Here is a 25,252-nt window from a genome sequence, read left to right as displayed (position 1 = left end):
CCCCGTGATGCCCCTGACCGTCCATCAGTTCCCCTGCCTGTCCGACAATTACGGCTTCCTCGTGCGCGACGAAGCCAGCGGCAAGGTGGCGACCATCGACACGCCGGACGCCGAGACGATACTGATCGAATTGGACAAGCTGGGCTGGGGCCTGGACCTGATCCTCAACACCCATTGGCATCCGGACCACGCCGGCGGCAACGAGGCGCTGAAGAAGGCCACGGGCGCGACCATTACCGGCCCGGCCGAGGTCACCCGCATCGCGCCGCTGGACCGCGTGGTGCGCGGCGGCGACGTCGTGATGCTGGGCGAGACCTCGTTCGCGGTCATCGACGCCGGCGGCCACACCCTGGGCCACATCGCCTATCACGACGCCACCGACGGCGTCGCCTTCGTCGGCGACACCCTGTTCGCCCTGGGCTGCGGTCGCCTGTTCGAGGGCACCCCCGAGCAGATGTGGGAGTCGCTCTCCCGCGTCACCGCCCTGCCCGACGACACCATCGTCTACTGCGCCCACGAATATACCGCCTCGAACGCCCGCTTCGCGCTGTCGGTAGACGACGCCCCCGCCCTGAAGGCCCGCGCCAATGCGGTGTTCGCGGCCCGCGAACGCGGCGAGGCGACCGTGCCGACCACCATCGGCGTCGAGAGGGCGACCAATCCATTCCTGCGCGCGTCGCTACTGCGACCGAACGCGCCGACCCCCGCCCAGGCCTTCGCCGAGATCCGGGCCGCCAAGGACAGCTTCAAGGGATGAGTAGCGTGATCGACTCCAACAACACCGGGCCGGGTATTTCCGGCGACCTGGGCGCCAAGGAAATCATCCGCATGCTGGACATGCAGCCCCATCCCGAGGGCGGCTGGTACAAGCGGACCTTCGAGGACGAGCCGGGCCCTGACGGCCGCGCCTATTCCACCTGCATCTACTATCTGCTGGAGGCCGAGCAAATGTCGGCCTGGCACCGCGTCGACGCGGTCGAGACCTGGCACTGGTACGCCGGGGCGCCGATCTCGATCACCCTGTCGCCGCCCGACGGCCAAGGCGCCACGGCCTATGTGCTGGGTCCGAACCTGCGCGCGGGCTGCCGTCCGCAGGTGGTGGCGCCGAGGCTGTGGTGGCAGACGGCCGTCAGCCTGGGCGCCTGGACCCTGGTCGGCTGCACCGTCGCGCCGGGCTTCCGCTTCGAGGGTTTCGAGCTGGCCGAAGCCGACTGGAGCCCTTCGAAAACCTAAACGCCATACCTGCGTCAACCTGTCGCGGATGCTCAGATAGGGTACCCATAGTGGGCAACTTGGTCGCATGGCGTCGTTCATCGAGCCATGCAATCCTTTTCACGTCGCGTTGAGACGACGACCCTGGGGAACCGAGTCACCTATGTCTGATGAGTATTTCAATGCTCGCGCGGCCAGCCGCTACGCGACGGACTACATTCTACGCTGGGTCGAGATCGCCAACGAAGTCCACGGTTCGGACCTCCTGTACGCCCTCGTTTTCACTACTCTTTGGGCCGGCAACTGCTCGCATATCCGCGGCGGCCTCTACGCCGAGGTCGACGAGGTGCCGCCGGACCATGAGCGTCGCCCGCTGACCGTGCGCCAGGTCGCCGACTCACTGGCCCTTCCCTACGAGACCGTGCGTCGCCGCTTCGTCGAGATGCTGGAGAAGGGCATGGCCCAGCGCGTCGGCCGCGAGGGCTTCATCGTCCCGCAGTCGGCCTTGGCCAAACCCGAGGTCCTGCAAGGCCTGAAGCGTTCGCACCAGAGCCTGGCCCGCTTTCTCAAGGAACTGAAGTCGATCGGCGTCGAAGCGAGCTAGGCCGACGGCCGGCGCCATTTTGTTTTGACGCATTTTCTGACGACGAACCGGTGTCCACTTCGTCGGAAAATGCTCTAGCAGGCTGTTGAAGAAGTCCGTAGCGGGGCGGAGTTCGACATGATTCACTCTTTGGGCGGGAGCTCTGGAGGGGTGGATGCGCGGGTCGGACGAGCGGACGGGGTCGCTGTTCTCATATGTAGATCTGGATGCTCGGGTTCGGCGCGATCATCCCTTGCGGCCGATCCTGGAGATCGCGAACGGGGCGCTTGGGGATTTGAGCGCGGACTTCGCGGCGCTCTATCCGCCGAGGCTGGGACGTCCGTCGATCCCGCCGGAACGGTTGTTGCGCGCCATGCTGCTGCAGGCGTTCTACGGCATCCGATCGGAGCGCCAGTTGATGGAGCGGATGGAGTTTGACCTGCTGTTCCGCTGGTTTGTAGGTCTTGGCGTGGACGATGCGGCCTGGGATCATTCCAGTTTCACCAAGAACCGCGACCGGCTGTTGGCGGGCGAGATCGCCGGCAAGTTCCTGCGCGCGGTGCTGGCCCAGCCTCGGGTGAAGCGGCTGATGTCGTCAGACCACTTCTCGGTGGACGGCACGCTGATCGAAGCCTGGGCGTCGACCAAGAGCTTCCGCAGGGTCGATGGCGACGACAGCGATCCCGAGGGGCCGGGTCGCAACGCCGAGCGCGGCTTCCACAAGGAGAAGCGTTCCAACCAGACGCACCGCAGCACCACCGATCCTGAGGCTCGGCTCTATAAGAAGGGCGACGGCCAGCCGGCGAGGCTCTGCTATATGGGCCACGCCCTGATGGAGAACCGCCATGGCCTGGTGACGGATGGTGGGGTGACCCTGGCCACGGGCACAGCCGAGCGCGAGGCGGCTGTGGCGATGCTGGACCGAAGAAGCGGCCGGCGTCGGATCACCCTGGGCGCCGACAAGGCCTATGACGTGCGCGACTTCATTGGCCAACTTCGGGCGCGCCGGGTGACACCGCACATCGCCGTCGATGGCCACCTGTCCAAGCTGGGCAAGCCGCGCTCGACCGCCATTGACGGCCGCACCAAGCGCCACCCCGGCTATGCGATCAGCCAGCGATGTCGCAAGCGCATCGAAGAGGTGTTCGGCTGGATCAAGGGCTCGGCCGGCCTAGCCAAGGTCAAGGTGCGCGGCCGCGCCAAGGTCGACGCCGCCTTCACCCTGGCGCTGGCGGCCTACAACCTGATCCGTCTGCCCAAGCTCCTGGCGGCCCCGGCATGAGCGTCCTGGGCCAGTGGCGCATCGTCCAGACGCCCGACTACACTGACGACTATCGGGACATGATGGAGCCCGCCTACATCCTCTTCGAAGCCACCCATGGCCAGTTCGCCTTCGGCTGCGTCACTGGCGCCTTCGCCGCCGCCGGCGACCACGACGCCGTGCAGTTCGACTGGCGCGGAAACGACGAAATGGATGAGGCCCAGGGCGACGGATGGGCTCAACTCCAGCCCGACGGCTCCCTCAAGGGCCAGATCTGCTTCCACGGCGGCGACGAAGCCAACTTCATCGCCAGACGGGAGGCTTCTTCAACAGCCTGCTAGACGCTGGAGCCGCGCACCACCAACTCGACCGGCGCGAAGATCGCGGTCGCGTCCTCGCCGGCCATGCGGCGGAAGAGGAGATCGACCATCGACCGCGCCCCGGACGCCAGGTCCTGGCGGATCGTGGTCAATGGCGGATTGCTGTGGCGGGCCAGGACGATATCGTCGAAGCCGACTACCGCGACGTCGCCGGGCACGCTCTTGCCGGCCTCGGTCAGGGCGCCGATCGCCGCCAGGGCGATGACGTCCGAGAAGGCGAAGACGGCGTCGAAAGCCGCGCCCGTCGCCAGGAAGGCCGCCATCGCGCCTTGCGCCTCATCCATGGTGAAGGGCGCGGGAACGGCCAGCGCCGGGTCGAATGGGAGACCCGCCTCGGCCAGGCCCTGCTTGTAGCCTTCGAAGCGCTGGGCGGCCTCGGGCGCCTCCCCCGCGCCGAGGAAGGCGATGCGCTTGCGGCCGGCGGCGGCTAGGTGCGCGACGGCCAGGCGCCCGCCCTGGACGTTGTCGCTGCCGACGGCGCAATAGCGCTGGCCCGGCTGTTGGGCGCCCCAGACCACCATGGGCTTGTAGGTGTCGGCGACCAGGTTCAGCGTCTCGTGCTGGGTGCTCTGGCCAATCAGGACGAGGCCGTCGGCGCGGTGCGACTGGATGATGCGGTCCAGCCAGCCGGGCTCGGTGACGGTGACCTTGTTCAGCAGGACGGAATAGTCGCGGCGGGTGATCTCGTCGGCCAGCCGTCCGAACATCTCCAGGAAGAACGGGTCGGAGATCATCTGCCCAGCCTCGTGGGCCAGAGGGATGATGACGCCGATGGTGTCGGTTTTACGCAGGCGCAAGGATCGCGCCGACTGGTTGACGACATAGCCGTGGGTCTGGGCGATCTCGACGATCTGGTCGCGCAGCGTCTTGGGGATCAGCGGATTGCCGGCCAGGGCGCGTGACACCGTCGAGATCGACACGCCAGCCATACGGGCGATGTCGGCCATCTTCAGCCGTGCGCGTTCAGGGACCTCGGCGAGCTCGGGGCTATCCATGGGCAGACAATAGAACCTTGCGGATGCACGAAAAGCCCCACTGGCGTCGCACTACTCCGGGTCGAGTCCGTCCGGGCGACGCCGTCGAAGGCGTATGTCACCCAGCTAGACCATACCGGTAAACCGCCGCTGAGCGCTTATGGTTACGCTTGGAGAACGATGTTCGCCATGAGTCTCAGTTCGCGGGAACGATCAGCGGTTCATGACCTTGATGATCCGCTTGGACGAGGGCCGCCCGGCCAGGCCCTGATCCGGAGAATAGGTGACGGTCAGGGAGCCGTCCTTCAGGGTCGCGGCCGGCTTGTGGCCCTCGGCCAGCAGGACGCGGAAGACCTTGGAAATGAGCGAGCGGTCGCCCTTGCGGGCCATGCGCTCGAAGGCCTCGGCCACCACGGTGGCGGAATCGGCGGCCAGGACCGAGGTCTCGGGCCGCACATCCTCGACGGTCGAGAACTCGATGTCGCGTTGCGCCGCGCGACTGGCGCGGGCCGTGGCGATGCGCACCCGCTGGACGAACACGCTGAACGACATGAGCGCGGGCGGCTGGATCGACGAGGCTCGGCCTGACAGCGCCGCGGCCGCGCCCATCGGGGCGTCGTCCGTGAACAGGATCACCCCGCCCAGCTTGGTCACCCGCAGCACGGGCTCGCCGAGATCGTTGCGGTAGATGACATCGCCGCGCGACGCGGGCTGGGCAGACAGCACCCAGACCTCGGCGCTGTTGTCGAACTTCATCAGCGGCTGGGGAGCGGCCTGGTCGAAGATGAAGGCGCCGCCGCTTTCGGAGACATAGCGCCCGACCGGCGGGGCGGCGACGCGGCGGGCCTCGGCCGGCCCCTTGTGGCCAAGCAGAGCATCCCGCAGCGAGTGCAGTTGCTGGGCGTTCGCGGACGCCGTCATGACCATCAGAGTCGCGATCGTCAGGGACATGCGCGTCCCCAGATGAGCCAACTCCGCCTTACAGAATTTCATGCGATCCGTACTGCCCGCCGACTGGGGCGAATCTTGGACGCGTTAACGTCCAAACCCCGAAGCCGGCGGCATGAGGCCCAACCGCAACAGTCAGCGTCAAGCTCCGGCTTCGAGAGACGTGGACCAGGCCCGCGTCAGGCCATGTATTGACCGCCGTTGAGGCTGAGCGTGGCGCCCGTGACGAAACCCGCGCGCTCGCCCGACAGGAACGAGACCATGTCGGCGATCTCCTCGCCCTTGCCCAGGCGGCCGACGGGGATGCCGGCGATGATCTGGGCCAGCACGTTCTCCGGCACCGCCGCCACCATCTCGGTGTCGATATAGCCGGGGCAGATCACGTTGACGGTGACGCCCTTCTTGGCGTTCTCCAGGGCCAGGGCCTTGGTGAAGCCGATCAGGCCGGCCTTGGCGGCCGAATAGTTGGTCTGGCCCATCTGGCCCTTCTGGCCGTTGATCGAGCTGATGTTGACGATGCGCCCCCAGCCGCGGTCGCGCATGCCCTCGATCACCGGGCGGGTCATGTTGAAGGCCGAGTCCATGTTGACCCGGATCACTTCGGACCACTGCTCGTAGGTCATCTTGTGCAGCATGCCGTCGCGGGTGATGCCGGCGTTGTTGATCAGAATGTCAACCGGGCCGAGCTCGGCCTCCACCGTCTTCACGGCGGCGGCGCAATCCTCGAAGGAGCCGACATTGCCCTTCACCACCATGACGCCCAGCGACTTGGCGCACGCCGCGGCGGCCTCTTCGTTGCCGGAATAGCCCGCCGCCACCTTGTGGCCGTCGGCGACCAATCGCTCGCAGATCGCCCGGCCGATTCCGCGGGTGCCGCCCGTCACGAAAGCCACTCTGGTCATCTGATCTCTCCCGAACGCAGTTTTCTTATGGTTCGCGTGATCCGCGCGCCTCAGCAAGAGGAAGCGCGCGGATCACGGCTCAGGTTGCGCGACGTTTTCGAGTCAGTCGATGGCTTTGAGGGCCGACCTCAGACGGCCTCGACGCACATGGCCACGCCCATGCCGCCGCCGATGCAGAGAGTGGCCAGGCCCTTCTTGGCGCCCGAACGCTTCATCTCGTGCAGCAGGGTGGTCAGGATCCGCGCGCCCGAGGCGCCGATCGGGTGGCCGATGGCGATGGCGCCGCCGTTGACATTGACCTTGGCCGGGTCAAGGCCCAGCTCGCGGACGACGCACAGCGACTGCGCGGCGAAGGCTTCGTTGCTTTCCACCAGATCGAGGTCGGCGACGGTCCAGCCAGCCTTTTCCAGCGCCTTTTTCGAGGCCGGGATCGGACCCGTGCCCATGATCTCCGGCTCGACGCCGGCATTGGCCCACGACGCGATGCGCGCCAGGGGCTTGAGACCGCGCCTGGCGGCTTCGTCGGCGCTCATCAGCACGAGGGCGGCGGCGCCGTCATTGAGACCCGAGGCGTTGGCGGCGGTGACCGAGCCTTCCTTGTTGAACACCGGCTTGAGGCCCTGGACGCTTTCCAGCGTCGCGCCATGGCGGATGAATTCGTCCTTGTCGACGATCGTGTCGCCCTTGCGGCCCTTGATGGTGACCGGAACGATCTCGGCGTCGAACTTGCCGGCCTTCTGGGCGGCCTCGGCCTTGTTCTGACTGGCGACGGCGAAGACGTCCTGGTCCTGGCGGGTGATCTGCCAGCGGTTGGCGATGTTCTCGGCCGTCTGACCCATGTGGTAGCCGTGGAAGGCGTCCCACAGGCCGTCCTTGATCATGGTGTCGACGAACGACAGGTCGCCCATCTTCTGGCCATTGCGCAGGTTCTGGGCGTGGGGCGCCTGGCTCATGCTTTCCTGGCCGCCGGCCACGACGATCTTGGCGTCGCCGGCCGCGATCTGCTGGGCCGCCAGGGCCACGGCGCGCAGGCCCGAGCCGCACAGCTGGTTCAGGCTCCAGGCCGGGCTCTCGACCGGGATCCCGGCATTGACCGAGGCCTGGCGGGCGGGACCCTGACCGGCGGCGGCCTGCAGCACCTGACCCAGGATCACCTCGTCGACATCGGCGGGAGCGATGCCGGCCCGCTCGACGGCGGCCTGGATCGCGATCTTGCCCAGGTCCGAAGCGGGCAGGCTGGACAGCGCCCCGTTGAACGAACCGACCGGCGTGCGCGCGGCGGAGACGATGACGATGTCGCTCATGGATAGGCTCCCGTGACGGTTCTGACGTGGCGCCTTCGCGGTTGCGGCGCCCGTGCTTTTGCGATGCAACATCCAGCATGCACATCGCGACGGCGTTCGTCACGGGCACATTTTCACGGCTTGGCGACAGCTCCAAGTCATCAGACCACTGGCGCCTCGCCTTTGCATTAGCGATAGTGCGGTGCGAGAAGCGGGCCTAACCGCTACCTTAGGGAACGAAATGTCCGAGAACCCTGAAAAAGGCGAAAAGACCGCCGGCGCCGAAAAGGCGGCCGGCCAGCGCGTCATCATCAAGAAGTACGCCAACCGTCGCCTCTACAACACGGCCTCGTCGTCCTACGTGACCCTCGAACACCTGTCGGACATGGTGAAGGAAGGCGTCGACTTCGTGGTCTACGACGCCAAGACCAATGACGACATCACCCGTTCGGTCCTGACCCAGATCATCTTCGAGGAAGAGAACCGCGGCGGCGGCCAGAACCTGCTGCCCATCCAGTTCCTGCGCCAGCTGATCGGCTTCTACGGCAACTCGATGCAGGCCTTCCTGCCGTCGTACCTGGAAATGTCGCTGGAGAGCTTCTCCAAGCAGCAGGAGCGCATGCGCGGCCAGTTCGCGGGCCTGGCGCCCGGCAAGATCCCCGGCATGGGCGTCTATGAAGAGCAGATCCGCCAGAACATGGCCCTGTTCGACCGGGCCATGAAGATGTTCTCGCCGTTCGCCTATGTGCGTCCGGAGGACGGCGGCGCCGCACCCGCCGAACCTCAGCCGGCGCCGTCGCCCGCCCCGGCTGGCGACGACTCCCTGGCCGACCTGAAACGCCAGATGGAGGCGATGCAGGCGCAGCTGGCCAAGCTGGCGAACAAGTCCTAACCCACGCCTTAACCAAGACGCTCCAGCCGTTCTTAACCGTCCGGCTTCTAAGCTCTTCACCATGAGCGGCCCGATCGATCCTCTTCGACGCCCTGGTCCCGCGCCTCGCGCCTTGCCGGCGCCGCGCGATGGCGAGCGTCCTGAGACCGAAGAAGAGGTCGTGTTCGTCGTGGAGGAAGACGCCCCCCCACCGCGTCAGGAACCCCCGCCGCGCCGCGGAGGCTTCGCCGCCTTCGCCGCGCAGGTCATGGGCCAGCCTGGACAGAAACGCGGCCTGCGCGGTGGGCAGGAAGTGCTGGATACGGCCAGATCGACCTATCTCGGGACGGAATATTCCGGCCCGGCCGATCGCCGTCCCCCGACGGGCCTGCTGAAGAAGACCAAGATCTAGCCTTTCAGACGCGCCAGCTCCGCCTCGAGCGCGGCGACCCGCGCCTCCAACGCCGCCAGGCGCTGGGCGTCGCTGGCCGGCGGCGGGCGCACCCCGGCGCGAGACGCCGCCTCGGCCGGCGCAACGCCCAAAAGCTCGGCGAACACAGAGACTTCCCGCATCGACAACTCGCGCTGGTCCTTGAAGGCCAGGGTGAGATCAGCCTCGCTCAGGCCAGCGGCGGCGGCCAGGATCGTACGGCTCAGACCACGCTCGGCGAGGCGTTCGTCGTACCAGGCGGCGTCGAAGAAGAGGGCCATCTAGAACCGGGAACCGAAGGGTTGGCGCCCGTCTTGCTTAGTCGTTGGTGAATTCATCGCCCACGGGTCATCAAATGCTGTCCGTCGCCATCCGCATCTTCGACGTCGCCGTCGTGGCCCTGATCTTCACGGCCCTGACCTAGGATCGTCCGAGAGCGCTTACGCGCTCTCCAGCAGCATCATCGTGCCCTGCCCCCCATCGGCGCAGATGCTGACGATGGCGCGCTCGCCCTTGGGACGGGCGGCCAGCTCCTTCACCGCCTGGCTGAGGATCCGCGCCCCGGTGGCCCCGAACGGGTGGCCCAGCGCCAGGGAGCCGCCAAACGGGTTCATGCGCTCACGCGGAAAAGCGCCCATCGGCGCGGTGACGCCAGCCTTCTCCGACAGGAACTTGGCGCTCTCCCACGCCGCGATGTGCGACAGCACCTGGGCGGCGAAGGCCTCGTGGATCTCCCACAGGCCGACATCGGCATAGGTCATGCCGTTGCGGACCAGCATGCGCGGCACGCCATAGGCCGGGGCCATCAGCAGGCCCTCGTGTCTCAAGTCGATCGAGGTGACCTCGTGGTCGACGATCTTCACCTTCGGGGTCTCGGACGGCAGGCGCGCCATGCCCGCCTCGGACCCGACCCAGATCGCCGCCGCCCCATCTGTCAGGGGCGAGGAGTTGCCGGCCGTCAGCGTGCCCTTGCCGCTGGTCTTGTCGAAGGCCGGACCCAGCTTGGCCAGCTTCTCCAGCGTCGAGTCCTTGCGCGGGATGCTGTCGCGCTTGGCGCCGCCGATCGGAATGACCAGGTCGTCGAAGAAGCCCGCCTCCCAGCCCTTCACCGCGCCCTGGTGGCTGGCGAAGGCGATGGCGTCCTGGTCCGCGCGGGTCAGGCCCCATTCCTTGGCGGTGATCTCGGTGTGCTCGCCCATGGACAGCCCCGTGACCCGGTTGGCGACCTTGGGGATGAAGAGCTTCACGTCCTTCAGGTTCAGCGCGCCCAGGGCCGCCAGTCGCTGCTGGCCGGTCTTGGCGCCCTGGAACTTGCGGATCCAGTCCGACAGCGCGACCGACAGGCCGATCTGCACCCGGCTCATGCTCTCGACGCCGCCGACCAGGGCGAGGTCGCGGCCGCGCCCGTCGATCATGCCAGCCGCCTCGATCGCGCCGATCATGCTGGTCGAGCAAGCCATGATGGTCGAGAAGGCCGGGATGGTCGGGTCGGCGCCGGCGTCCAGCAGCACTTCGCGCGCCAGGTTGCTCCAGGTCAGGTTCGGAATGACCGTGCCCCAGACCGCGAAGTCGGGCCTCGCGCCTTTTGCCAGCATGGCCTTCACGACCGGCACGGACAGCTCGATCGCATCGTAGGAGGCCAGCGGCCCGTCGACCTTGGCGAAGGGGGTGCGGACGCCCGAGGCGATCCAGACATCGGCTGAGGACTTGGCGGCGACGGGCATGGGACGAACTCCGGAAGGCGCGGAAACCTTGATCTATATGGGGTCGTCACCCCGATCTTGTCGAATACCGCCCTTCGGTTTCTCCTTAGGCGCGGCGACCTATTTGCACGCGGACGCGGGTAGGCTTAATCGGCAGGCATGAGCACCGACTTCTCCCTCGACGACAAGAAGGCCCTCGAACACAGGAAGATCAGGGCCCGCGCCTGGTTCGAAAGCCTGCGCGACCAGATCTGCGCCGAATTCGAACGCCTGGAGGACGAGGCCCCGGCCGATCTCTATCCCGGCGCGCCCGGCCGCTTTACGAAGAAGCCCTGGAACCGCGAGGCTGGCGGCGGCGGCGTCATGGGCATGATGTACGGTCGCCTGTTCGAGAAGGTCGGCGTCCACGTCTCCACGGTGCACGGGACCTTCACGCCCGAGATGGCTAAGAACATGCCCGGTGCGGCCGACGATCCCCGGTTCTTCGCCAGCGGGATCAGCCTCATCGCGCACATGACCAATCCGCGCGTGCCGGCCGTGCACATGAACACCCGCTTCATCGCCACGACGACCAGTTGGTTCGGCGGCGGCGGGGATCTTACCCCCCTGCTCGGCTATCAGCGCCAGCAGGATTTCCCGGACGCCATCGACTTCCACGCCGCCTACCAGCGCGCTTGCGACAAGCACGATCCGGAGTGGCACGCCAAGTACAAGGCCTGGTGCGACGAATACTTCTTCCTGCCGCATCGCAACGAGCCGCGCGGCATCGGCGGCATCTTCTACGACCACCACGACAGCGGCGACTGGGACCGGGACTTCGCCTTCACCCAGGACGTCGGCCGGGCGTTCCTGGAAATCTATCCGCGGTTGGTCCGCCGCCGGATGGGCGAGGCCTGGACGGCGGACGAGCGCGAGCAGCAGCTGGTCCAGCGCGGCCGCTATGTCGAGTTCAACCTGCTCTACGATCGGGGCACCATGTTCGGACTCAAGACCGGCGGCAATGTCGAGTCGATCCTCAGCTCGATGCCGCCGGCCGTGAAGTGGCCTTAGGACGTCTTTGAACCCTTCGCTCGGGCGTGCGTCCGCCGCTTCACGCGGCGCGGCCGCTGAAGGTGTTGGGGAGGCGACGGAGCGGCCGGGCGAACCCGGGGACCGTAGGGTTTGTTTGTGTTTCGGCTCGCAGACCGCTCCGCCAGGTTGTTCTTGCCCGTGAGGATGGGGGGCGTGAGCGTATTTCAGCTCGGGACCCCATTTGCCCCCGGACGGGCGCGGATCAAGTCGATCGGCTACATCCGTCTCGACCCCGACGATCCACGATAGGCGGCTTGTACGATCACCGCCCTGTCGCTCCGCTGATGGCTTGAACCCCGGAGACTGCCCGTTCGCCAACCGATCCGCCTAAAGAGTACGGAGGGGGCGACTTTCGAATCTCTGGGAACCGCCAGCGGCCCCGCTCAACCTACCCCCGCCGCCGTTTTGGGCCGGATCCAAACGCCCTCCCCCGCGACGGGGACAGCTCTGAGTATGCGGCGGTGCTGAACGCCGATGATGCAGGGGTGCGAAAAAGTGGGAAGCGGTTGATTTCGTGGGGGTCTGTGTCGCGAACGCCGGGGATAGAGCGCGCTCAATCCCCTCTCTCTTTGAGAGAGGGCGGGGCCCACGCCTGCGGCGTGGGAGGGTGAGAGGTTACACCCTCTCCGGACAAGGCAGTGACGAAACGCGCGTCGGAACGGCCTGGGCGTCAACGGCCACCCGTGAAACCTCTCACCCTCCCACCGCTACGCGGCGGGCCCCGCCCTCTCTCAAAGAGAGAGGGTTTCGGTGTGCGCGGCCTCTTCCCGTCCAAGCCGCCTTCCGCCCCGGAAGAGCGCGCCCCTCACATCTCACGGCGAGACGATCGCAGGGCTGTCCAGGTCACTCAAGGACCGCTCTCCGAGCGGCCGCGCGCGGCGGCGAAGCCGTCCTTGACTAACCTGGACAGCCCTGCACGCTGCAGCCTCCAAGAGATGAAAGGCTCGCCCCGACCAAGGTCGGCTTCCGACCGAGGCTGTGTAAAAACCCGCTGACGGCCGCAGCATGGCCAGACGGGGCGAGCGCGCGGCGAGGCCGGCGTCAGGCCTGGATCGCCTCCATGAGCGGCGCCACGCCCAGGATGGCGATCACCCGCTTGAGGTTATAGGCCAGAACGTGGAGGCCGATCTCGGTCTTCACATTGGGAAGGCGCTTCATCAGGAAGTGTGTGGATCCCATCCAGGCCTTGATCGTGCCGAAGGGGTGCTCGACGGTCCGCCTTCGCTGGCGCATGGCGCCGGGCGTCAGGTCCATCCGCCTTTGCATGGCGTCGATGACCGCCTCGTGCTCCCAGCGGGTCACCCGTCGGGTGATGCTCGGCGTGCACTGGGGCTTGAGCGCGCAGCTCTGGCAACTGAAGTGATCCCAGTACCGGTGCAGCGTCATGCCGTTCTCGACATTGGTCATGTGGCGCGGCAGCAGCGCGCCCGAGGGGCAACGGTAGACGTCCTGGTCAGGCAGATAGACGAAGTCTTGCTTGCCGAACCGGCCATTGGCCTTGGCCCCGGAGGTCAGGGGCCTGGGCACATAGGGCGTGACGCCCAAAGCCTCGCAGGCCAGGATCTCCTCGCCCGAGAAGTAGCCGCGGTCGGCCAGCACCTCCAGTTCGTCGACACCCAGGGCGTCCTTGGCCTGGGCGGCCATGGCCGAGAGTTGCTGGCGATCACTACCGGTCATGACCACGTCGTGGGCGACGATCAGGTGATGCTCAGCGTCTACGACGGACTGGACGTTGTAGCCGACCATTCCGCTGCCGCGTCCCGTGGTGGCCATCGAACGGGCATCGGGATCGGTCAGCGAGACCTGGCCATCCGGCGAGGCCGAGACCTTGGCTTCCATCGACTGGAGCCAGCGCATCTGCTCGCGCAGCCGCTCGACCTTCTCCTTCAGGCGTTCCGATCGCGTCTCGGCGGCCTCGCCCTCCTGACGATCAGCGGTGTCCAGGTCGCGCAGATAGCCGGCGATGTGCTCGGCCACTTGCTCCAGGCGCTTCTTGAGCTTGTTGGTCGTGAAGTTCTTATCGCGGGTGTTGACCGCCTTGAACTTGCTGCCGTCGATGGCCACCAGGGCCGCGCCGAACAGACCAATCTGGCGGCACAGCACCACGAACTGGGCGCAGGCCGCCTGGATCGCTGGGCCGTTGTCCTTCCTGAAGTCGGCGATGGTCTTGTGGTCGGGCGCCAGCCGGCCCGTCAGCCACATCAGCTCGACATTGCGCCGCGCCTCGCGTTCCAGCCGGCGGCTGGACTGCACCTTGTTCAGGTAGCCGTAGACGTAGAGCTTCAGCAGCATGGCCGGGTGATAGGCCGGACGTCCCGTCGCCGCCGGCATCACTTCGAAGCCCAGCGACGCCAGATCCAGCTCGTCGACGAAGACATCGACCACACGCACCGGGTTCTCCTCGGCCACGTAGTCGTCCAGACATTCGGGAAGCAGCGTTGGCTGCAGGCGGTCGCAACCCTCAACGAAGCGGCTCAACTCCACCTCCTGACAGCTCGTCTGATGTCAGGATTCTAGCTGATTTGCGGGGTTTTCACACAGCCTCGACCCTAGTCGGACGTTCAGCTCAGCATTGTTGCCTCGAATAGATCAAGGCCCCAGCCGATGCCGCATCCCGCGAGGACAGCCATTTGGTCAGAGTCGAGCCAAACGCCCTGCTGTTCGTCAGAGACATAGAAGCCCCCGTAGATCGAGATACTTGCGGGCCTGATCGTCTTGGCCAGCTCGACGAAGAGGTGTTCGCGCCCTTTGAGTTGACCGATCAGCTTGGCGATGGCGTTTGCGTGCTCGCGGCCATCGACGAGCGGAGCGGCATTCAGTTCCAGCCGCCACATGTTGAAATCATGTAGCCGCCCACTTGGCCGGGGCTCACCACGCATTGCGACTGATGTCGGCGCAAGATCAAGGATTTCGGTGACCGCGTCAGGATGAGCATCGAAGCGGGCAATCGTTAGGGCGAGCATGGCGCCATACTTGTCACTTCACGCCGAGATACGAAAGTCCGACATCCACCCCTCTCTGACTTTCGCGATGTCCGCTTGCGGGCCAAAGGTCCAATGTCCGGTTTCGGGCGGCGGCCTGATTTCCGCTCCCCCCATCGCGGACAATCCAAGCAACCGCTTTGCCCAAGGCGCTTCTACGCGGGCTTAGGACATTTCGCCCCGGTGTCGATCCACGCCTTGATCAGCTCGCCGAACTGGGTCTGCGTGCCGGGGGCCGGGACGCGGCCCGCGCCGGGGTTCCAGGCCCAGCCGACCAGGTGATCCTCGGCCATGTGGTGGTGCAGCTCGGCCATCGACTTGCCGCCGTTGGTCGAGGGATTCTTGATCTGGGCGCAGATCTGGCCCAGCGACTTGCCCTGCCAGGCCATCTCGGCCGGGGCCAGGGCCCATTTCGGATCGCCGGGAATGCTCTTGATGTCCGCGCCCCAGGTTGGGACGTTGGCCTGCATATGGCACGAGAAGCACGGCATGCCGGTCGGGCCATGGCCGCTGTCGCCCGCGACCATCGGAGGGTTATGCGGATGCAGGTCGTCGCCCTGGGTCGGGGCGCGCTGGACCGGGTGGCAGTTCAGGCAGCGCGGGCTCTGGATCACCTTGCCGGCTTCCTGGAACAAGGCGACCGACCGCGCGGCCGGGTCCTTGATCGACTGGAAGCTGGCGGCGGTCTTCAGGTCAACGGGCGTCGGCTTGGCCGCCTGAGTTTCAGGCGCGGCCTGGACGCTGGCGACGACCGCGCCGGCGGCGGCCAGGGTTCCGGCCAGGATCACGACGGTAGCGATACGCATGGACGGACCTCTCGGATTTCACCGACGGACCAACGCGCCAGCTTAGCCTTGGGTTTCCTGCTTCAGGAATTGCCCGATCCATTGGGCCATTCGCAAGGCGTCATTGTCGGCCGACAGACTGGCGATCGCCGCGTCGGCCTGCTCGTCGGTGAACCGTGTGCCGCGCCGCGCCTCGATCAGCGCCTTGGCGTAGGCCGGCGAGAACTCGGGGTGGAACTGCATCGAGATCGCCTTGGCGTCGTCATAGGCCAGAATGCCGTAGGGCGTGAACGCGCTGCCGGCCAGCACTCGCGCGCCAGGCGGCAGGGCGGTCACCTGGTCCTGATGCGAGCCGGGCACGGCGACGTGTGGCGCGTCATCCATCCAGGCTTCGCGATCGGAGACCTCATAGGCCTGGAGCCCCACGCCCCAGCCCCTGTCGGACTTCTCGGCCTTGCCGCCGAACGCCTCGGCCATGATCTGATGGCCGAAGCACACCCCGACCAGCGGCTGCTCGCCCTTGGCCTCGCGCAGAAACGCCTTCAGCGGCTCGATCCAGGGCAGCGGATCATAGACCCCGGCCGCCGAGCCGGTGATGACATAGGCGTCGTTCTCGGCCGGATTCTCGGGCAGTTCGCCCTTCTGGACATCGTAGACGCGGTAGCTGTGCTCGGGCCCCAGCAGCGCCTCGAACATCGCCGAATAGCTGCCGTGGGTCTCCGCGAGGTCGCCGGGCGGATTGCCGGTCTCGAGCAGGCCGATCTTCAAGACACCCTCCTAGTAAACCATGCCCTGCGCGACGGCCTTCAGCCGCTCGATGGCGCTGAACTTGTCCTCGATGAAGTCCTGGTCGATCCACCAGATCTCGATCTCGCGCATCACCTCGCCGACCATCGGGCCCTTGGGCACCCCGGCCTGCATGATCTCGTCGCCCGACAGCGGGAAGGCCGGCGGGCTCCAGGTCTCGGCCAGGGCCAGCAGGGCCCGCCATTGTGGCGCCGTCGAGTCGCGGCCTGAACCGGCCCAGGCCAGCTTGATCCGGTCGCTGAACGCCCGGACGCCCAGGCCATAGACGGCGCGGCGCGCCTCGCGCGGGCTCATCCACGAAACAATACGGGGGCTCTTGCCGACGGCGTCGACGATCCGGTCGCGGACATTGTTGGGCAGGCGCAGGCGCTCGGCCAGGTCGGCGGCCTGCTTGGGGTCGTCCGGAATCAGGGCCGCCAGGCGCAGGTCGGGGTCGTTCTCGAACAATTGCTCGGTCTCGATGGCGACCAGGGCCTCGAAGCGGGCCAGGGACTTCACCTGCGGCAGGATCGAGGACAGCACGCTGGTCGCCGCCATCAGGCGCAAAGCCGGGCGCGGATCCTCCGCGGCCAGCATCTTCATCAGTTCCTTCTGGGTGCGCTCGGCGGCGCGGCCCGAGACCATGCCCTTCAGCGCCTTGCAGGCGGCCAGGGCCTTCTGGTCGGCGTCGCCCTTGCCGTACCAGGCCTGGAACCGGAAGAAGCGCAGGATGCGCAGATAGTCCTCGCGGATGCGGGTCATCGGGTCGCCGACGAACACCACGCGGCCCTCGTGGGCGTCCTTGATCCCCTCGCCGGTCGGGTCATAGACCCGGCCTTCGAGATCGGCGTAGAGGGCGTTGAAGCGGAAATCGCGGCGCTCGGCGTCCTGGCCCCAGTCCTGGGTGAAGGCCACCACCGCCCGGCGGCCGTCGGTCGAGACGTCCTTGCGCAGGGTGGTGATCTCATAGGGCCGGCCACCCGAAAGGGCGGTGATGGTGCCGTGGTCGACGCCGGTCGGGATGGCGCGCAGGCCCGCCTGTTCCAGGGCGTCGATGATCAGGTCCGGCGTCAGGGTGGTGGCGATGTCGATGTCATCGATGGCCTTGCCCATCACGGCGTTGCGCACGCAGCCGCCGACGAAGCGGGCGCAGCCGGGATACCCGCGCGCCTCCAGGGCCGCGAAGACCGCCTTTGTCTCGGATAGCGCCATCCACGGCTGAACGCCGATCGATTCACTGCTCAACGCCGAACTCCCACAAGTACGCGTCTTGGCCCCTTGAAACGGGGCGACATTGTTAGGCCAGGAGACCCCGGCTTCACCAGATGCGATACACCCTATTCGGAGGGTGTCCGTTCGCTTTCGTCGTAAAGCGCCTCGTACAGCGACCGCAGCATGCCGGCCGTCGCCCCCCAGATGAACCGATCGTTCCAGGGCATCGCATAGAAATGACGTCGCGCCCCGTCCGGCGCCTCACGCGACTGGCGCTGATGGTTGACCGGATCCATCAGGAAGGCGAACGGCGTCTCGAAGACGTCGGCCACTTCCTCGGGGCTGGCCACGAAGGTCGCCTTCGGATCGATGAAGCCGACCACCGGCGTCACATGAAAGCCGGTCACCGTCTGGTAGCCGTGCAGCAGGCCGACCACCGTCACCAGCGCCGGATCGAGGTTCACCTCTTCCCGCGCCTCGCGCAGGGCCGTCTGCCAAGGCGTCTCGCCCGGATCGCAGCGTCCTCCGGGGAAGGCGATCTGACCGGTGTGGCTGCGCAGGGTGTCGGAACGGCGGGTCAGCAGGACCGTCAGTCCGTCCTCGTGTTCAATCAGTCCCACCAGCACCGCGGCCGGACGCAGGGCGTGCGGGTTGTCGGCCCTCAAGCCCGGATTGAGGTCGTAGTCGGACTTCTTCGGATTGGCGAGGCTGGGATCGTAGTCCGAGATCGGATGCAGGCGGGCGGTGATCCAGGCGCGGCGCTCTTCCCGCGTCATGTCGGGGTGCGTCATGCCGGGACGGCTCCCGGCGGCGCGATCGGGAAGAACGCGCCGTTCGAGTTGACGCCCCAGACGCCGTCCCGCTCGCGCGCCATCTCGGCCAGCTCGTAGAACACCGGCCGGGCGATCAGCGCCTCCAGGCCGCGCCGGACGTGGACGTAGGGGCGCGGCTCGCCGGTCTCCGGATCGATCTCGACGCGGATCGCATTGTCCGGCCCCGCCTCGACCGTGTCGCCGACATTGGTCTGGAAGACCAGCGCCTCGCCCTCACGATCGACCCGCGTGGCGATGAACGGCGCGTCCTCGACCGTGATCCTCATCTTCTCGACGGGCGTGACCAGGTGATAGCCGTCCGGATCGAGCCGCAGCACGGTCGAGAACAACCGCACCAGGGCCTCGCGGCCGATCGGCGTGCCCTCATGAAACCAGACCCCGTCCTTGCGGATGCGAATGTCGATCTCGCCGCAGTGCTCGGGATGCCACAGGTGCACCGGCGGCAGGCCGCGAGCGCCCGCCGCTTTCGCGGCCAGGGCGACGCCTTCCAAGCCTGGCTTCGGAGCATCGGTCATCACCGATCAGTTAGGCCGTATGGCCTCCCGGCTCAAGCCGAAGCGGCCACTCAACCTCGAGGATCGATCGCGACCAGACCGGCGAGGCCTTCGTCGCCAGCGGCCTTCAGCGGCAGCAGCAGCACGCGACGCTGATCCACCGGGCCAGGCATGACGACGCCGGCCGTGTGGGCGTTGGTGAAGCCGACCCGGCCGAAATAGGGACCATCGCCGACCAGCAGCACCGCGCGCCAGCCGGCGGCGCGAGCGGCTTCGACGGCGCTCTCGACCAGGGCCTGGCCCAGGCCGGCGCTGCGCTCGTCGGGATCAACCGCCAACGGCCCCAGGAAAGCGACCGGCTCGCCGCCGATCGTCACCGGCCACATGCGGCAGCAGCCGACCGGCTGGCCGTCGCGCAGGGCGACGAACGAGCAGCCGGGCAGCAGGGTGTTGCCCTCGCGCAGGCGCTCGGACGACTTGGCGAAACGGCCAGGGCCGAACACCCGGTCGATCAGGTGGGTGACGGCCGCCTCCATCGCCGGGGTCTCATGGACCAGCGGCGGACAGGCGAGCGTGGGGGGGATGGTCTTATGAGCGGAGGTCATCGGCCTTCGGGAAATGCGAAAGGGCGTCGGGGGCTCCCGACGCGAAGGCGCGACCGGGAGGGCGTCAGATCGTGGCGCGTTCGCGCGTCATTCGTCGCAGGCGGGGCATCGCCAAAGTTCCTTACCAAGGATTCGGAGCGTGACTTGATCACGCTCCGTGGCCTCAAAAGATGCGCGCGCTGTAGGGCCAAGCCTTTCTCAGGTCAATAACGTTGCGGTGCGCGAAGCGCGGCCTATGTTGCGGGCCGATGTCCGACCCCGTCTCCTCCGCGCCGCCCGCTCCCGACACCTCTACCCGCGCCCTGTTGCGGGAGCGTGACTTCCTCCTATTCTGGGTGGCGCGTTTCGTCTCCACCCTGGGGGTGCAGATCCAGTCGGTAGCCCTGGGCTGGCAGGTCTACGCCATCGCCCGCCTGACCCATTCGGTCGGGGAGTCGGCCTTCATGGTCAGCATGATCGGCCTGGCGCAGTTCGTGCCGCTGTTCCTGCTGACCCTGGTGGCCGGCGAGAACGCCGACCGCCGGACCCGCAAGCTGATCGTCGCCACCACCCTGTGCCTCGACGCGATCAGCGCCAGCGTGCTGCTGGTCCTGGCGCTGATGGGCTCGCACGCGCTGTGGCCGATCTTCGCCGTCTCGGTGATGTTCGGGGCCAGCCGCGCTTTCCTGTCGCCCGCCAGCAGCGCCATGGGACCGATGCTGGTGCCGCGCCCGCTACTGCCGCGCGCCATCGCCTGGAACTCGCTGTCCTGGCAGGGCGGCTCCATCCTCGGCCCGGCCCTGGGCGGCCTGCTGCTGATCCACTCGCCGGCACTGGCCTTCGGGACCTCGCTGGTCCTCTACCTAGTCGCCGCCCTGCTGGCCCTGGCGATCCGCAAGAACACCAAGCCGGAAACCCAGCCCGGCTCGCGCGTGGAGCTGATCAAGGAAGGCCTGTCCTACGTCTGGAACAACAAGATCGTCTTCGGCTCGATCTCGCTCGATCTGTTCGCGGTGATCCTGGGCGGAGCCACGGCCTTGCTGCCGGTGTTCGCCAAGGACGTACTGCATATCGGCCCCGGCGGCTTCGGCCTGCTGCGCGCCGCGCCGGCCATCGGCGCGTCCTTGGTCGGCATTTACCTGGCCAGCAATCCGATCCGCCGCAACGCCGGCAAGATCATGTTCGCGGGGGTGGCCGTGTTCGGCTTGGCGACGGCGGTGTTCGGCCTTTCCAAGCTGGAATGGCTGTCGGTTGGGGCCCTGGCCGTGCTGGGCGGGGCCGACATGCTGTCGGTCTATGTCCGCCAGACCCTGGTGCAGATCGTCACCCCGGACGCCATGCGCGGCCGGGTCGCCGCCGTGTCGGGCGTGTTCATCAGCGCCTCCAACGAACTGGGCGAGGTCGAGAGCGGGGCCATGGCCTGGCTGCTCGGTCCGATCGGGGCGGCGGTGTTCGGCGGCGTCGGAGCCATGGCGGTCACCGCCCTGTGGGCCTTCCTGTTCCCCGACCTGCGCAAGGCCGACCGGCTGGAATAGAACCTAAAGCCCCGCCAGCCTTCTGATCCCGTCGCCGGTCAGGCGGCGGATGATCCACTCGTCCATCGCGGCCGCGCCGAGGCTGTCATAGAAGGCGATCGAGGGGGCGTTCCAGTCGAGGACCGTCCACTCCAGGCGGCCCAGCCCCTCGTCGACGCAGCGCTTGGCGAGGTTGGCCAGCAGCGCCTTGCCCGCGCCCGAGCCGCGCGCGGAAGGCCGTACGAACAGATCCTCCAGATAGATCCCGTGCCGACCGACGAAGGTCGAGTAGTTATAGAACCACAGGGCGAAGCCGACCGGCTGGCCGTCGATCTCGGCGATGTCGGCGAAGACGCGCGGGTTGTCGCCGAACAGGGCGGCGGCCGTGTCGCTTTCGCAGGCCTGGACCGTATCCAGCAGCTTCTCATAGTCGGCCAGATCGAGGATGAACTGGTGGATCAGGCCCGCGTCGGCGGGTGTGGCGGCACGGATGGATACGGGCATGGCGGTCTCGGCGGCCTATAGGGACTTCGTTCTGGAGCAACTGGCCCCACTGGGCCAGATCACCGCGCGCCGCATGTTCGGCGGAGTCGGCGTCTATGCGAACGGCCTGTTCTTCGCCCTGATCGATGACGACACCCTCTACCTCAAGGGCGACGATGCGCTGAAGGTCGAGTTCGAAGCCGCCGGCTCCCACGCCTTCGACCCGTTCGGCGAGGGCAAGCCGATGGCCTATTGGGCGGCGCCGGCCGAGGCGCTGGACGACCAGGACATCCTGCTGGCGTGGTCGCGCAAGTCGCTGGCGGTCGCGGCGAAAGCAGCGACCTCCAAGAAAAAACGCTAGCCGATCTTCACCCCCGGCGGCGGTTCGCTGCTCTCCGGCACGAAGAAATCCGGCATCAGGGTCGCGGCCGGATCGACCTTGTACTGGTCGAAGTCGCGGACGCCCTCGCCATAAAGGAAGGTGTCGTCGATCAGGAAATTCCCCGAGAACTCCCGCGACGGCTTGGTGAAGATCGCGTGGGCGGCGTCGGCCATGATCTCGACCGTCCGACAGTGCTTGAGCCCCTCGTCGCCGGCCAGGGCGAACTGGATGGCGGCGGTGGCGATGCCGGTGCGCGGCCACAGGGCGTTGAAGGCGATGCCCTCGCTCTTGAACTCCTCGGCCATGCCCAGAACGCACATCGACATGCCGAACTTGGCCATGGTGTAGGCCACGTGCGAGCCGAACCAGCGCGGCGACATGTCCAGCGGCGGCGACAGCATCAAGACGTGCGGATTCTCGGCCTTTTTCAGATAGGGGATGCAGGCCTTGGAGGTGACGAACGTGCCGCGCGTATTGATCTGGTGCATCAGGTCGTAGCGCTTCATGTCGGTCGACAGCACGCCAGTCAGCGATATCGCTGACGCGTTGTTGACGCAGATGTCGATGCCGCCGAACTGGGCGACGGCCTTCTCGACCGCCTCCTGGACATTGGCCTCTTCGCGCACGTCGACGACCAGCGGCAGGGCCTTGCCGCCGGCGTCCTCGATCGCCTTGGCGGCGGTGTAGATGGTGCCGGGCAGTTTCGGATGCGCCTCGGCCGTCTTGGCGGCGATGACGATATTGGCGCCGTCCCGCGCCGCCCGCAGGGCGATGGCCAGGCCGATGCCGCGCGAGGCGCCGGTGACGAACAGGGTCTTGCCCCGAAGACTCTTGGCTTGGCTCATGCGGATTCTCCACGCGCTTTGATCAGGTCGACGCCGGCGACGATGAAACCGAGCATGAAGCTCATCTTCGCCACGTGCGCGACGGGACCGTGATCCTTCAGGGCCACCCCGACAAGGCCGATGACGAGCGCGGCGATCCACAGGCCGGCCGGGATGCGAAAGGCTTTCGCCCTCAGAAGGTCGAGAGCCCAGACCCCCATGCCGATCGACCAGACGCTGGAGGCGATCATGTAAGAGGCCTCCCCGAACATCTTGGCCGACGAGGTCCGCACCAGCATCACGCCCAGCAGCGCCATGACAAACCCGGCCAAGCCCAGAAGGCTCGCGGTGCGCCGGCTCGCCGACCAGACACCCAGTATGCCGAAGGTCAGCAGCAAGTCGATGGCGACATAGACCAGGTGCGGCCGCGGCTCGATCAGATGCGGATAGATGACGAACGGCGCGATGACGTCGATCACCGCGCCGACGATCGTGGAGATCCCGGCCAGACGCAGGACGGACCGGTCGTCCATCAGACGCCGGCGCCCGCGGTCTTCACCGACAGGTCCCACAGCCGCTCGGCCGCGTCGGGGTCGAGCGCATGGGGCATCACGCCGTTCCAGGGGCGCTCCTGGCTCCACGGAACGGCCTGATTGCAGTCTTCCAGATAGAGCCCGCCGACGTCGTCCAGCTCATCGCCGACCGCGGCCCAGACGCTGGTGGCCGCGCCCTGCTCTGTGCTCTTGAAGCCCTCGCGCGGCTTGTCGTTCTCGTCCAGCCAGCCCATGGCCCGTTGCTCTTCGATCGACATGTGCCGCTGCAGCGGGGTCATGATGCCGCCCGGCATGACGGCGTTGGCGTTGACGCCCTGGTCCTTGAACCGCTTGTCGAAGCCGACCGCGAACAGGCTGTTGGCGGTCTTGGCTTGGCCGTAGGATTCCCACTTGTCGTAGTCGCGGTGCTCGTAGTTCGGGTCCTCGAAATTCACCCCGGCGCGGCGGTGGCCGATCGAGGAGAGCGAGACGAGGCGCGATCGGTGGCCCGAGTGCGCGGCGCCGTCGACCAGGTTCGGGGCCAGCAACACCGACAGCAGGAAGTGGCCCAGGTGATTGGTGCCGAACTGCATCTCGAAGCCGTCGGCGGTGCGCATCAGAGGGCTCGCCATGACGCCGGCGTTGTTGATCAGGATGTTCAGCCGGCGATCGCCCCAGCGGTGGGCGAAGTGGCGAATGGCCTCGAGACTGGAAAGGTCCAGCATGCCGAAGCTGACGCGTTTCAGCCCCGCCTCTTCGTTGATCTGGTTGGCGACCTCTTCGCCCAGCTCCGGCTTGCGGGCGGCGATGATCACCTCCGCGCCCGCCAGGGCCAGGGCCCGCGCCGTCTCGACGCCGATGCCGGTGGCCGCGCCGGTGACAATCGCCACCTTGCCCGACAGGTCATGTCCCGCGACGACCTCGCGCGCCGTCGACTTCGCCCCGAAGGGCGAGGTGATCCGTTCCGCCATGCGATCCTCCCAGATCGTGTTGTTATCGGTGGAGCTTAGCCCACCTTCGAGAAATCGGCAGGCCTACGTTCGGCGAAGGCCATGAAGGCTTCGCGGGCCTCGGCCGTCCGCAGGCGGGCGGCGAATTCGGCGCCCTCGGTGTCCATCAGCGCGGCGATCTTCTCGGCGTCGCGCATCAGACGCTTGGTGACCGTCAGGGCGCCCAGCGGCTTCTTGGCCAACTGATCGGCGGCGGCGCGGGCGCGGGCCCGCAGATCGCCTAGCTCGGCCGAGCCGTTGGCGAGGCCCCAAGCCACGGCGGTCGCACCGTCGACCGCCTCTCCCAGGGCGAACATGGCGTAGGCGCGGGCGTGGCCGATGCGGGCCGGCAGCAGCCAGCTGGAGGCGGCCTCGGGCACCAGGGCTAGGTTGACGAACGGCGTGGTCAGGCGCGCGTCGGGCGTCACGAACACGAGGTCGCAGTGCAGCAGCATGGTCGTGCCCAGGCCCACGGCCTGGCCCTGGACGGCCGCGACCAGCGGCCGGGTGGCGTTGGCCAGGGCCTTCAGGAAGCGGAGCACGTGCCGCTCGCCGGTGAAGGCGCCGGTGGCCTGGGCCGCGAAGTCCTGCAGGTCGTTGCCCGCCGTGAAGCTGTCGCCGTCGGCCTGGATGACCACGACACGAACAGCGGCGTCGGTCTCGGCCGCCTCCAGGCTGTCGGCCAGCACGCCGTACATGGCGTTGGAGAGCGCGTTCTTCTTTTGCGGACGCGCCAGGGTGATGGTCATCACGCCGGCGTCGATCTCGACCTTAACCTGGTCGGTCATCTCATCATTCTCCCTTGGGGAATTTGGTCTGCAGACTGGCGAGCCAGCGCGCGACGACGCCGATCTCCTCGTCCGTGAAGCCTTCGGTCAGGTGGGCGTTGACGCCGTCGAGACCCGCCTTGGCGGCCGCGCGGGCGGCGCGGCCCTTGTCGGTCAGGTGCAGGCGCATGGCGCGGCCGTCCTTGGGATCGGCCTGGCGCTCGACCAGTTCGGCGCGGGTCATACGGTCGATCAGACCGGTCATGGCCGAGGGAGCCAGGTCCAGGGCGTCGGCGGCCTCGCCGATCAGCGCCCCGTCCTGCTCACCCAGATAGAACAGCACCCCCGACTGGGCGGCGGTCAGGCCGCCCTTGGCCGCCATCTTGCCCTCGATCCAGCGCTGCACGCGCCGATGGCCGGCGTTGAGCAGGAAGATGAGACGGCGATCAGCGGACACGGACATGCCC

31 protein-coding genes and 1 pseudogene are annotated in these 25,252 nt (G+C 67.3%); 11 read left to right on the top strand and 21 right to left on the bottom strand.

Annotation, left to right across the window (positions count from 1 at the left end; genetic code table 11):
- Nucleotides 1-7 precede the first annotated feature (7 nt).
- The 5 genes from gloB to ACW175_RS01255 all read left to right on the top strand — a co-directional run bounded on the left by gloB (nt 8) and on the right by ACW175_RS01255 (nt 3,397).
- Nucleotides 8-757, top strand: a complete 750-nt coding sequence (gene gloB / locus ACW175_RS01275) for a hydroxyacylglutathione hydrolase (protein WP_492102866.1) — start codon at nt 8-10, stop codon at nt 755-757.
- Nucleotides 754-1,233 (top strand): cupin domain-containing protein, encoded by a 480-nt coding sequence (locus ACW175_RS01270; protein WP_492102865.1) that lies wholly within the window; start codon nt 754-756, stop codon nt 1,231-1,233. Before gloB ends, ACW175_RS01270 begins: the two co-directional genes overlap by 4 nt.
- 142 nt (nt 1,234-1,375) lie before the next feature.
- Nucleotides 1,376-1,816: a hypothetical protein gene (locus tag ACW175_RS01265; RefSeq protein WP_492102864.1), complete on the top strand. Its 441-nt coding sequence runs from the start codon at nt 1,376-1,378 to the stop codon at nt 1,814-1,816.
- Nucleotides 1,817-1,970: 154 nt separating this feature from the next.
- Nucleotides 1,971-3,077: an IS5 family transposase gene (locus ACW175_RS01260; RefSeq protein ID WP_492101777.1), complete on the top strand. Its 1,107-nt coding sequence runs from the start codon at nt 1,971-1,973 to the stop codon at nt 3,075-3,077.
- Nucleotides 3,074-3,397, top strand: a complete 324-nt coding sequence (locus tag ACW175_RS01255; RefSeq protein ID WP_492101776.1) for a hypothetical protein — start codon at nt 3,074-3,076, stop codon at nt 3,395-3,397. Before ACW175_RS01260 ends, ACW175_RS01255 begins: the two co-directional genes overlap by 4 nt.
- Here ACW175_RS01255 and ACW175_RS01250 read toward each other — a convergent pair.
- From ACW175_RS01250 to ACW175_RS01235, 4 genes are all read right to left on the bottom strand, one after another.
- Entirely contained in the window at nt 3,394-4,383 is a 990-nt protein-coding gene (locus ACW175_RS01250) for a LacI family DNA-binding transcriptional regulator (RefSeq protein WP_492104874.1), read from the bottom strand. The genes ACW175_RS01255 and ACW175_RS01250 overlap by 4 nt on opposite strands.
- Before the next feature lie 240 nt (nt 4,384-4,623).
- On the bottom strand, nt 4,624-5,403 hold the full coding sequence (locus ACW175_RS01245; protein ID WP_492102863.1) for a DUF4908 domain-containing protein: 780 nt from the start codon (nt 5,401-5,403) through the stop codon (nt 4,624-4,626).
- A 134-nt stretch (nt 5,404-5,537) separates the two neighbouring features.
- A complete protein-coding gene (locus ACW175_RS01240) occupies nt 5,538-6,260 on the bottom strand; it encodes a beta-ketoacyl-ACP reductase (RefSeq protein ID WP_492102862.1) in 723 nt (240 codons plus the stop codon).
- A 128-nt stretch (nt 6,261-6,388) separates the two neighbouring features.
- Nucleotides 6,389-7,564 (bottom strand): acetyl-CoA C-acetyltransferase, encoded by a 1,176-nt coding sequence (locus tag ACW175_RS01235; protein WP_492102861.1) that lies wholly within the window; start codon nt 7,562-7,564, stop codon nt 6,389-6,391.
- 220 nt (nt 7,565-7,784) lie between these two features.
- Between ACW175_RS01235 and phaR the strand changes: the two genes are divergently transcribed.
- Entirely contained in the window at nt 7,785-8,435 is a 651-nt protein-coding gene (gene phaR, locus ACW175_RS01230) for a polyhydroxyalkanoate synthesis repressor PhaR (RefSeq protein ID WP_492102860.1), read from the top strand.
- Between the two features lie 61 nt (nt 8,436-8,496).
- Nucleotides 8,497-8,826, top strand: coding sequence for a hypothetical protein (locus ACW175_RS01225; RefSeq protein WP_492102859.1), 330 nt, complete (start codon nt 8,497-8,499; stop codon nt 8,824-8,826).
- Here ACW175_RS01225 and ACW175_RS01220 read toward each other — a convergent pair.
- The gene (locus ACW175_RS01220; RefSeq protein ID WP_492102858.1) at nt 8,823-9,125 is read right to left on the bottom strand and encodes a helix-turn-helix domain-containing protein; all 303 of its coding nucleotides are present in this window, start codon (nt 9,123-9,125) and stop codon (nt 8,823-8,825) included. The genes ACW175_RS01225 and ACW175_RS01220 overlap by 4 nt on opposite strands.
- Before the next feature lie 77 nt (nt 9,126-9,202).
- Here ACW175_RS01220 and ACW175_RS01215 point away from each other — a divergent pair, with 77 nt between their 5' ends.
- On the top strand, nt 9,203-9,268 hold the full coding sequence (locus ACW175_RS01215) for a hypothetical protein (RefSeq protein WP_125155815.1): 66 nt from the start codon (nt 9,203-9,205) through the stop codon (nt 9,266-9,268).
- 16 nt (nt 9,269-9,284) lie between these two features.
- Here ACW175_RS01215 and ACW175_RS01210 read toward each other — a convergent pair whose 3' ends face one another.
- The gene (locus tag ACW175_RS01210; protein WP_492102857.1) at nt 9,285-10,568 is read right to left on the bottom strand and encodes an acetyl-CoA C-acyltransferase; all 1,284 of its coding nucleotides are present in this window, start codon (nt 10,566-10,568) and stop codon (nt 9,285-9,287) included.
- Between the two features lie 138 nt (nt 10,569-10,706).
- On the opposite strand from ACW175_RS01210, the gene hemF reads away from it, so the two are divergent.
- Entirely contained in the window at nt 10,707-11,597 is an 891-nt protein-coding gene (hemF, locus tag ACW175_RS01205) for an oxygen-dependent coproporphyrinogen oxidase (protein ID WP_492102856.1), read from the top strand.
- 1,062 nt (nt 11,598-12,659) lie between these two features.
- On the opposite strand, the gene ACW175_RS01200 is transcribed toward hemF, so the two are convergent.
- The 9 genes from ACW175_RS01200 to ACW175_RS01160 all read right to left on the bottom strand — a co-directional run bounded on the left by ACW175_RS01200 (nt 12,660) and on the right by ACW175_RS01160 (nt 19,423).
- Nucleotides 12,660-14,096, bottom strand: a complete 1,437-nt coding sequence (locus tag ACW175_RS01200) for an IS1182 family transposase (protein ID WP_492102035.1) — start codon at nt 14,094-14,096, stop codon at nt 12,660-12,662.
- 83 nt (nt 14,097-14,179) lie between these two features.
- Complete coding sequence (locus ACW175_RS01195; RefSeq protein WP_492102855.1) at nt 14,180-14,581, bottom strand: DUF4279 domain-containing protein; 402 nt, start codon at nt 14,579-14,581, stop codon at nt 14,180-14,182.
- 173 nt (nt 14,582-14,754) lie between these two features.
- Nucleotides 14,755-15,405 (bottom strand): Isoquinoline 1-oxidoreductase subunit, encoded by a 651-nt coding sequence (locus ACW175_RS01190; RefSeq protein WP_492102854.1) that lies wholly within the window; start codon nt 15,403-15,405, stop codon nt 14,755-14,757.
- Between the two features lie 42 nt (nt 15,406-15,447).
- Nucleotides 15,448-16,152, bottom strand: a complete 705-nt coding sequence (locus ACW175_RS01185) for a glutamine amidotransferase-related protein (protein ID WP_492102853.1) — start codon at nt 16,150-16,152, stop codon at nt 15,448-15,450.
- A gap of 9 nt (nt 16,153-16,161) precedes the next feature.
- A complete protein-coding gene (locus tag ACW175_RS01180; RefSeq protein WP_492102852.1) occupies nt 16,162-17,415 on the bottom strand; it encodes a CCA tRNA nucleotidyltransferase in 1,254 nt (417 codons plus the stop codon).
- Between the two features lie 92 nt (nt 17,416-17,507).
- Nucleotides 17,508-18,158 (bottom strand): CoA pyrophosphatase, encoded by a 651-nt coding sequence (locus tag ACW175_RS01175; protein WP_492104873.1) that lies wholly within the window; start codon nt 18,156-18,158, stop codon nt 17,508-17,510.
- Nucleotides 18,159-18,169: 11 nt separating this feature from the next.
- Nucleotides 18,170-18,730 (bottom strand): DUF1285 domain-containing protein, encoded by a 561-nt coding sequence (locus ACW175_RS01170; protein ID WP_492102851.1) that lies wholly within the window; start codon nt 18,728-18,730, stop codon nt 18,170-18,172.
- Nucleotides 18,731-18,780: 50 nt separating this feature from the next.
- A complete protein-coding gene (locus ACW175_RS01165) occupies nt 18,781-19,314 on the bottom strand; it encodes a GNAT family N-acetyltransferase (protein WP_492102850.1) in 534 nt (177 codons plus the stop codon).
- Between the two features lie 64 nt (nt 19,315-19,378).
- The gene (locus ACW175_RS01160; RefSeq protein WP_199170699.1) at nt 19,379-19,423 is read right to left on the bottom strand and encodes a hypothetical protein; all 45 of its coding nucleotides are present in this window, start codon (nt 19,421-19,423) and stop codon (nt 19,379-19,381) included.
- Nucleotides 19,424-19,562: 139 nt separating this feature from the next.
- On the opposite strand from ACW175_RS01160, the gene ACW175_RS01155 reads away from it, so the two are divergent.
- Nucleotides 19,563-20,828: an MFS transporter gene (locus ACW175_RS01155; protein WP_492102849.1), complete on the top strand. Its 1,266-nt coding sequence runs from the start codon at nt 19,563-19,565 to the stop codon at nt 20,826-20,828.
- Nucleotides 20,829-20,831: 3 nt separating this feature from the next.
- Here ACW175_RS01155 and ACW175_RS01150 read toward each other — a convergent pair whose 3' ends face one another.
- Nucleotides 20,832-21,311, bottom strand: a complete 480-nt coding sequence (locus tag ACW175_RS01150) for a GNAT family N-acetyltransferase (RefSeq protein ID WP_492102848.1) — start codon at nt 21,309-21,311, stop codon at nt 20,832-20,834.
- Between ACW175_RS01150 and ACW175_RS01145 the strand changes: the two are divergent.
- Nucleotides 21,298-21,655 (top strand): annotated as a pseudogene (locus ACW175_RS01145) (TfoX/Sxy family protein); the annotation flags it as partial. The gene ACW175_RS01150 and the pseudogene ACW175_RS01145 sit on opposite strands and share 14 nt — an antisense overlap.
- On the opposite strand, the gene ACW175_RS01140 reads toward ACW175_RS01145, so the two are convergent.
- The 5 genes from ACW175_RS01140 to ACW175_RS01120 are packed head-to-tail and all read right to left on the bottom strand — an operon-like array spanning nt 21,648 to nt 25,248.
- Nucleotides 21,648-22,517: an SDR family oxidoreductase gene (locus tag ACW175_RS01140; RefSeq protein WP_492102847.1), complete on the bottom strand. Its 870-nt coding sequence runs from the start codon at nt 22,515-22,517 to the stop codon at nt 21,648-21,650. The pseudogene ACW175_RS01145 and the gene ACW175_RS01140 overlap by 8 nt on opposite strands.
- The gene (locus ACW175_RS01135) at nt 22,514-23,029 is read right to left on the bottom strand and encodes a hypothetical protein (protein WP_492102846.1); all 516 of its coding nucleotides are present in this window, start codon (nt 23,027-23,029) and stop codon (nt 22,514-22,516) included. Before ACW175_RS01135 ends, ACW175_RS01140 begins: the two co-directional genes overlap by 4 nt.
- The gene (locus tag ACW175_RS01130) at nt 23,029-24,000 is read right to left on the bottom strand and encodes an SDR family NAD(P)-dependent oxidoreductase (protein WP_492102845.1); all 972 of its coding nucleotides are present in this window, start codon (nt 23,998-24,000) and stop codon (nt 23,029-23,031) included. The genes ACW175_RS01135 and ACW175_RS01130 overlap by 1 nt, the downstream gene beginning before the upstream one ends.
- A 35-nt stretch (nt 24,001-24,035) precedes the next feature.
- A complete protein-coding gene (locus ACW175_RS01125) occupies nt 24,036-24,806 on the bottom strand; it encodes an enoyl-CoA hydratase-related protein (RefSeq protein ID WP_492102844.1) in 771 nt (256 codons plus the stop codon).
- 4 nt (nt 24,807-24,810) lie between these two features.
- Complete coding sequence (locus ACW175_RS01120; RefSeq protein ID WP_492102843.1) at nt 24,811-25,248, bottom strand: MarR family winged helix-turn-helix transcriptional regulator; 438 nt, start codon at nt 25,246-25,248, stop codon at nt 24,811-24,813.
- Between the last annotated feature and the right edge of the window lie 4 nt (nt 25,249-25,252).

The organism is Caulobacter sp. FV1ye6ST (assembly GCF_058681225.1).
The sequence above is the reverse complement of the archived record's forward strand: the minus strand, read 5'-3'. Positions and strand labels throughout refer to the sequence as shown.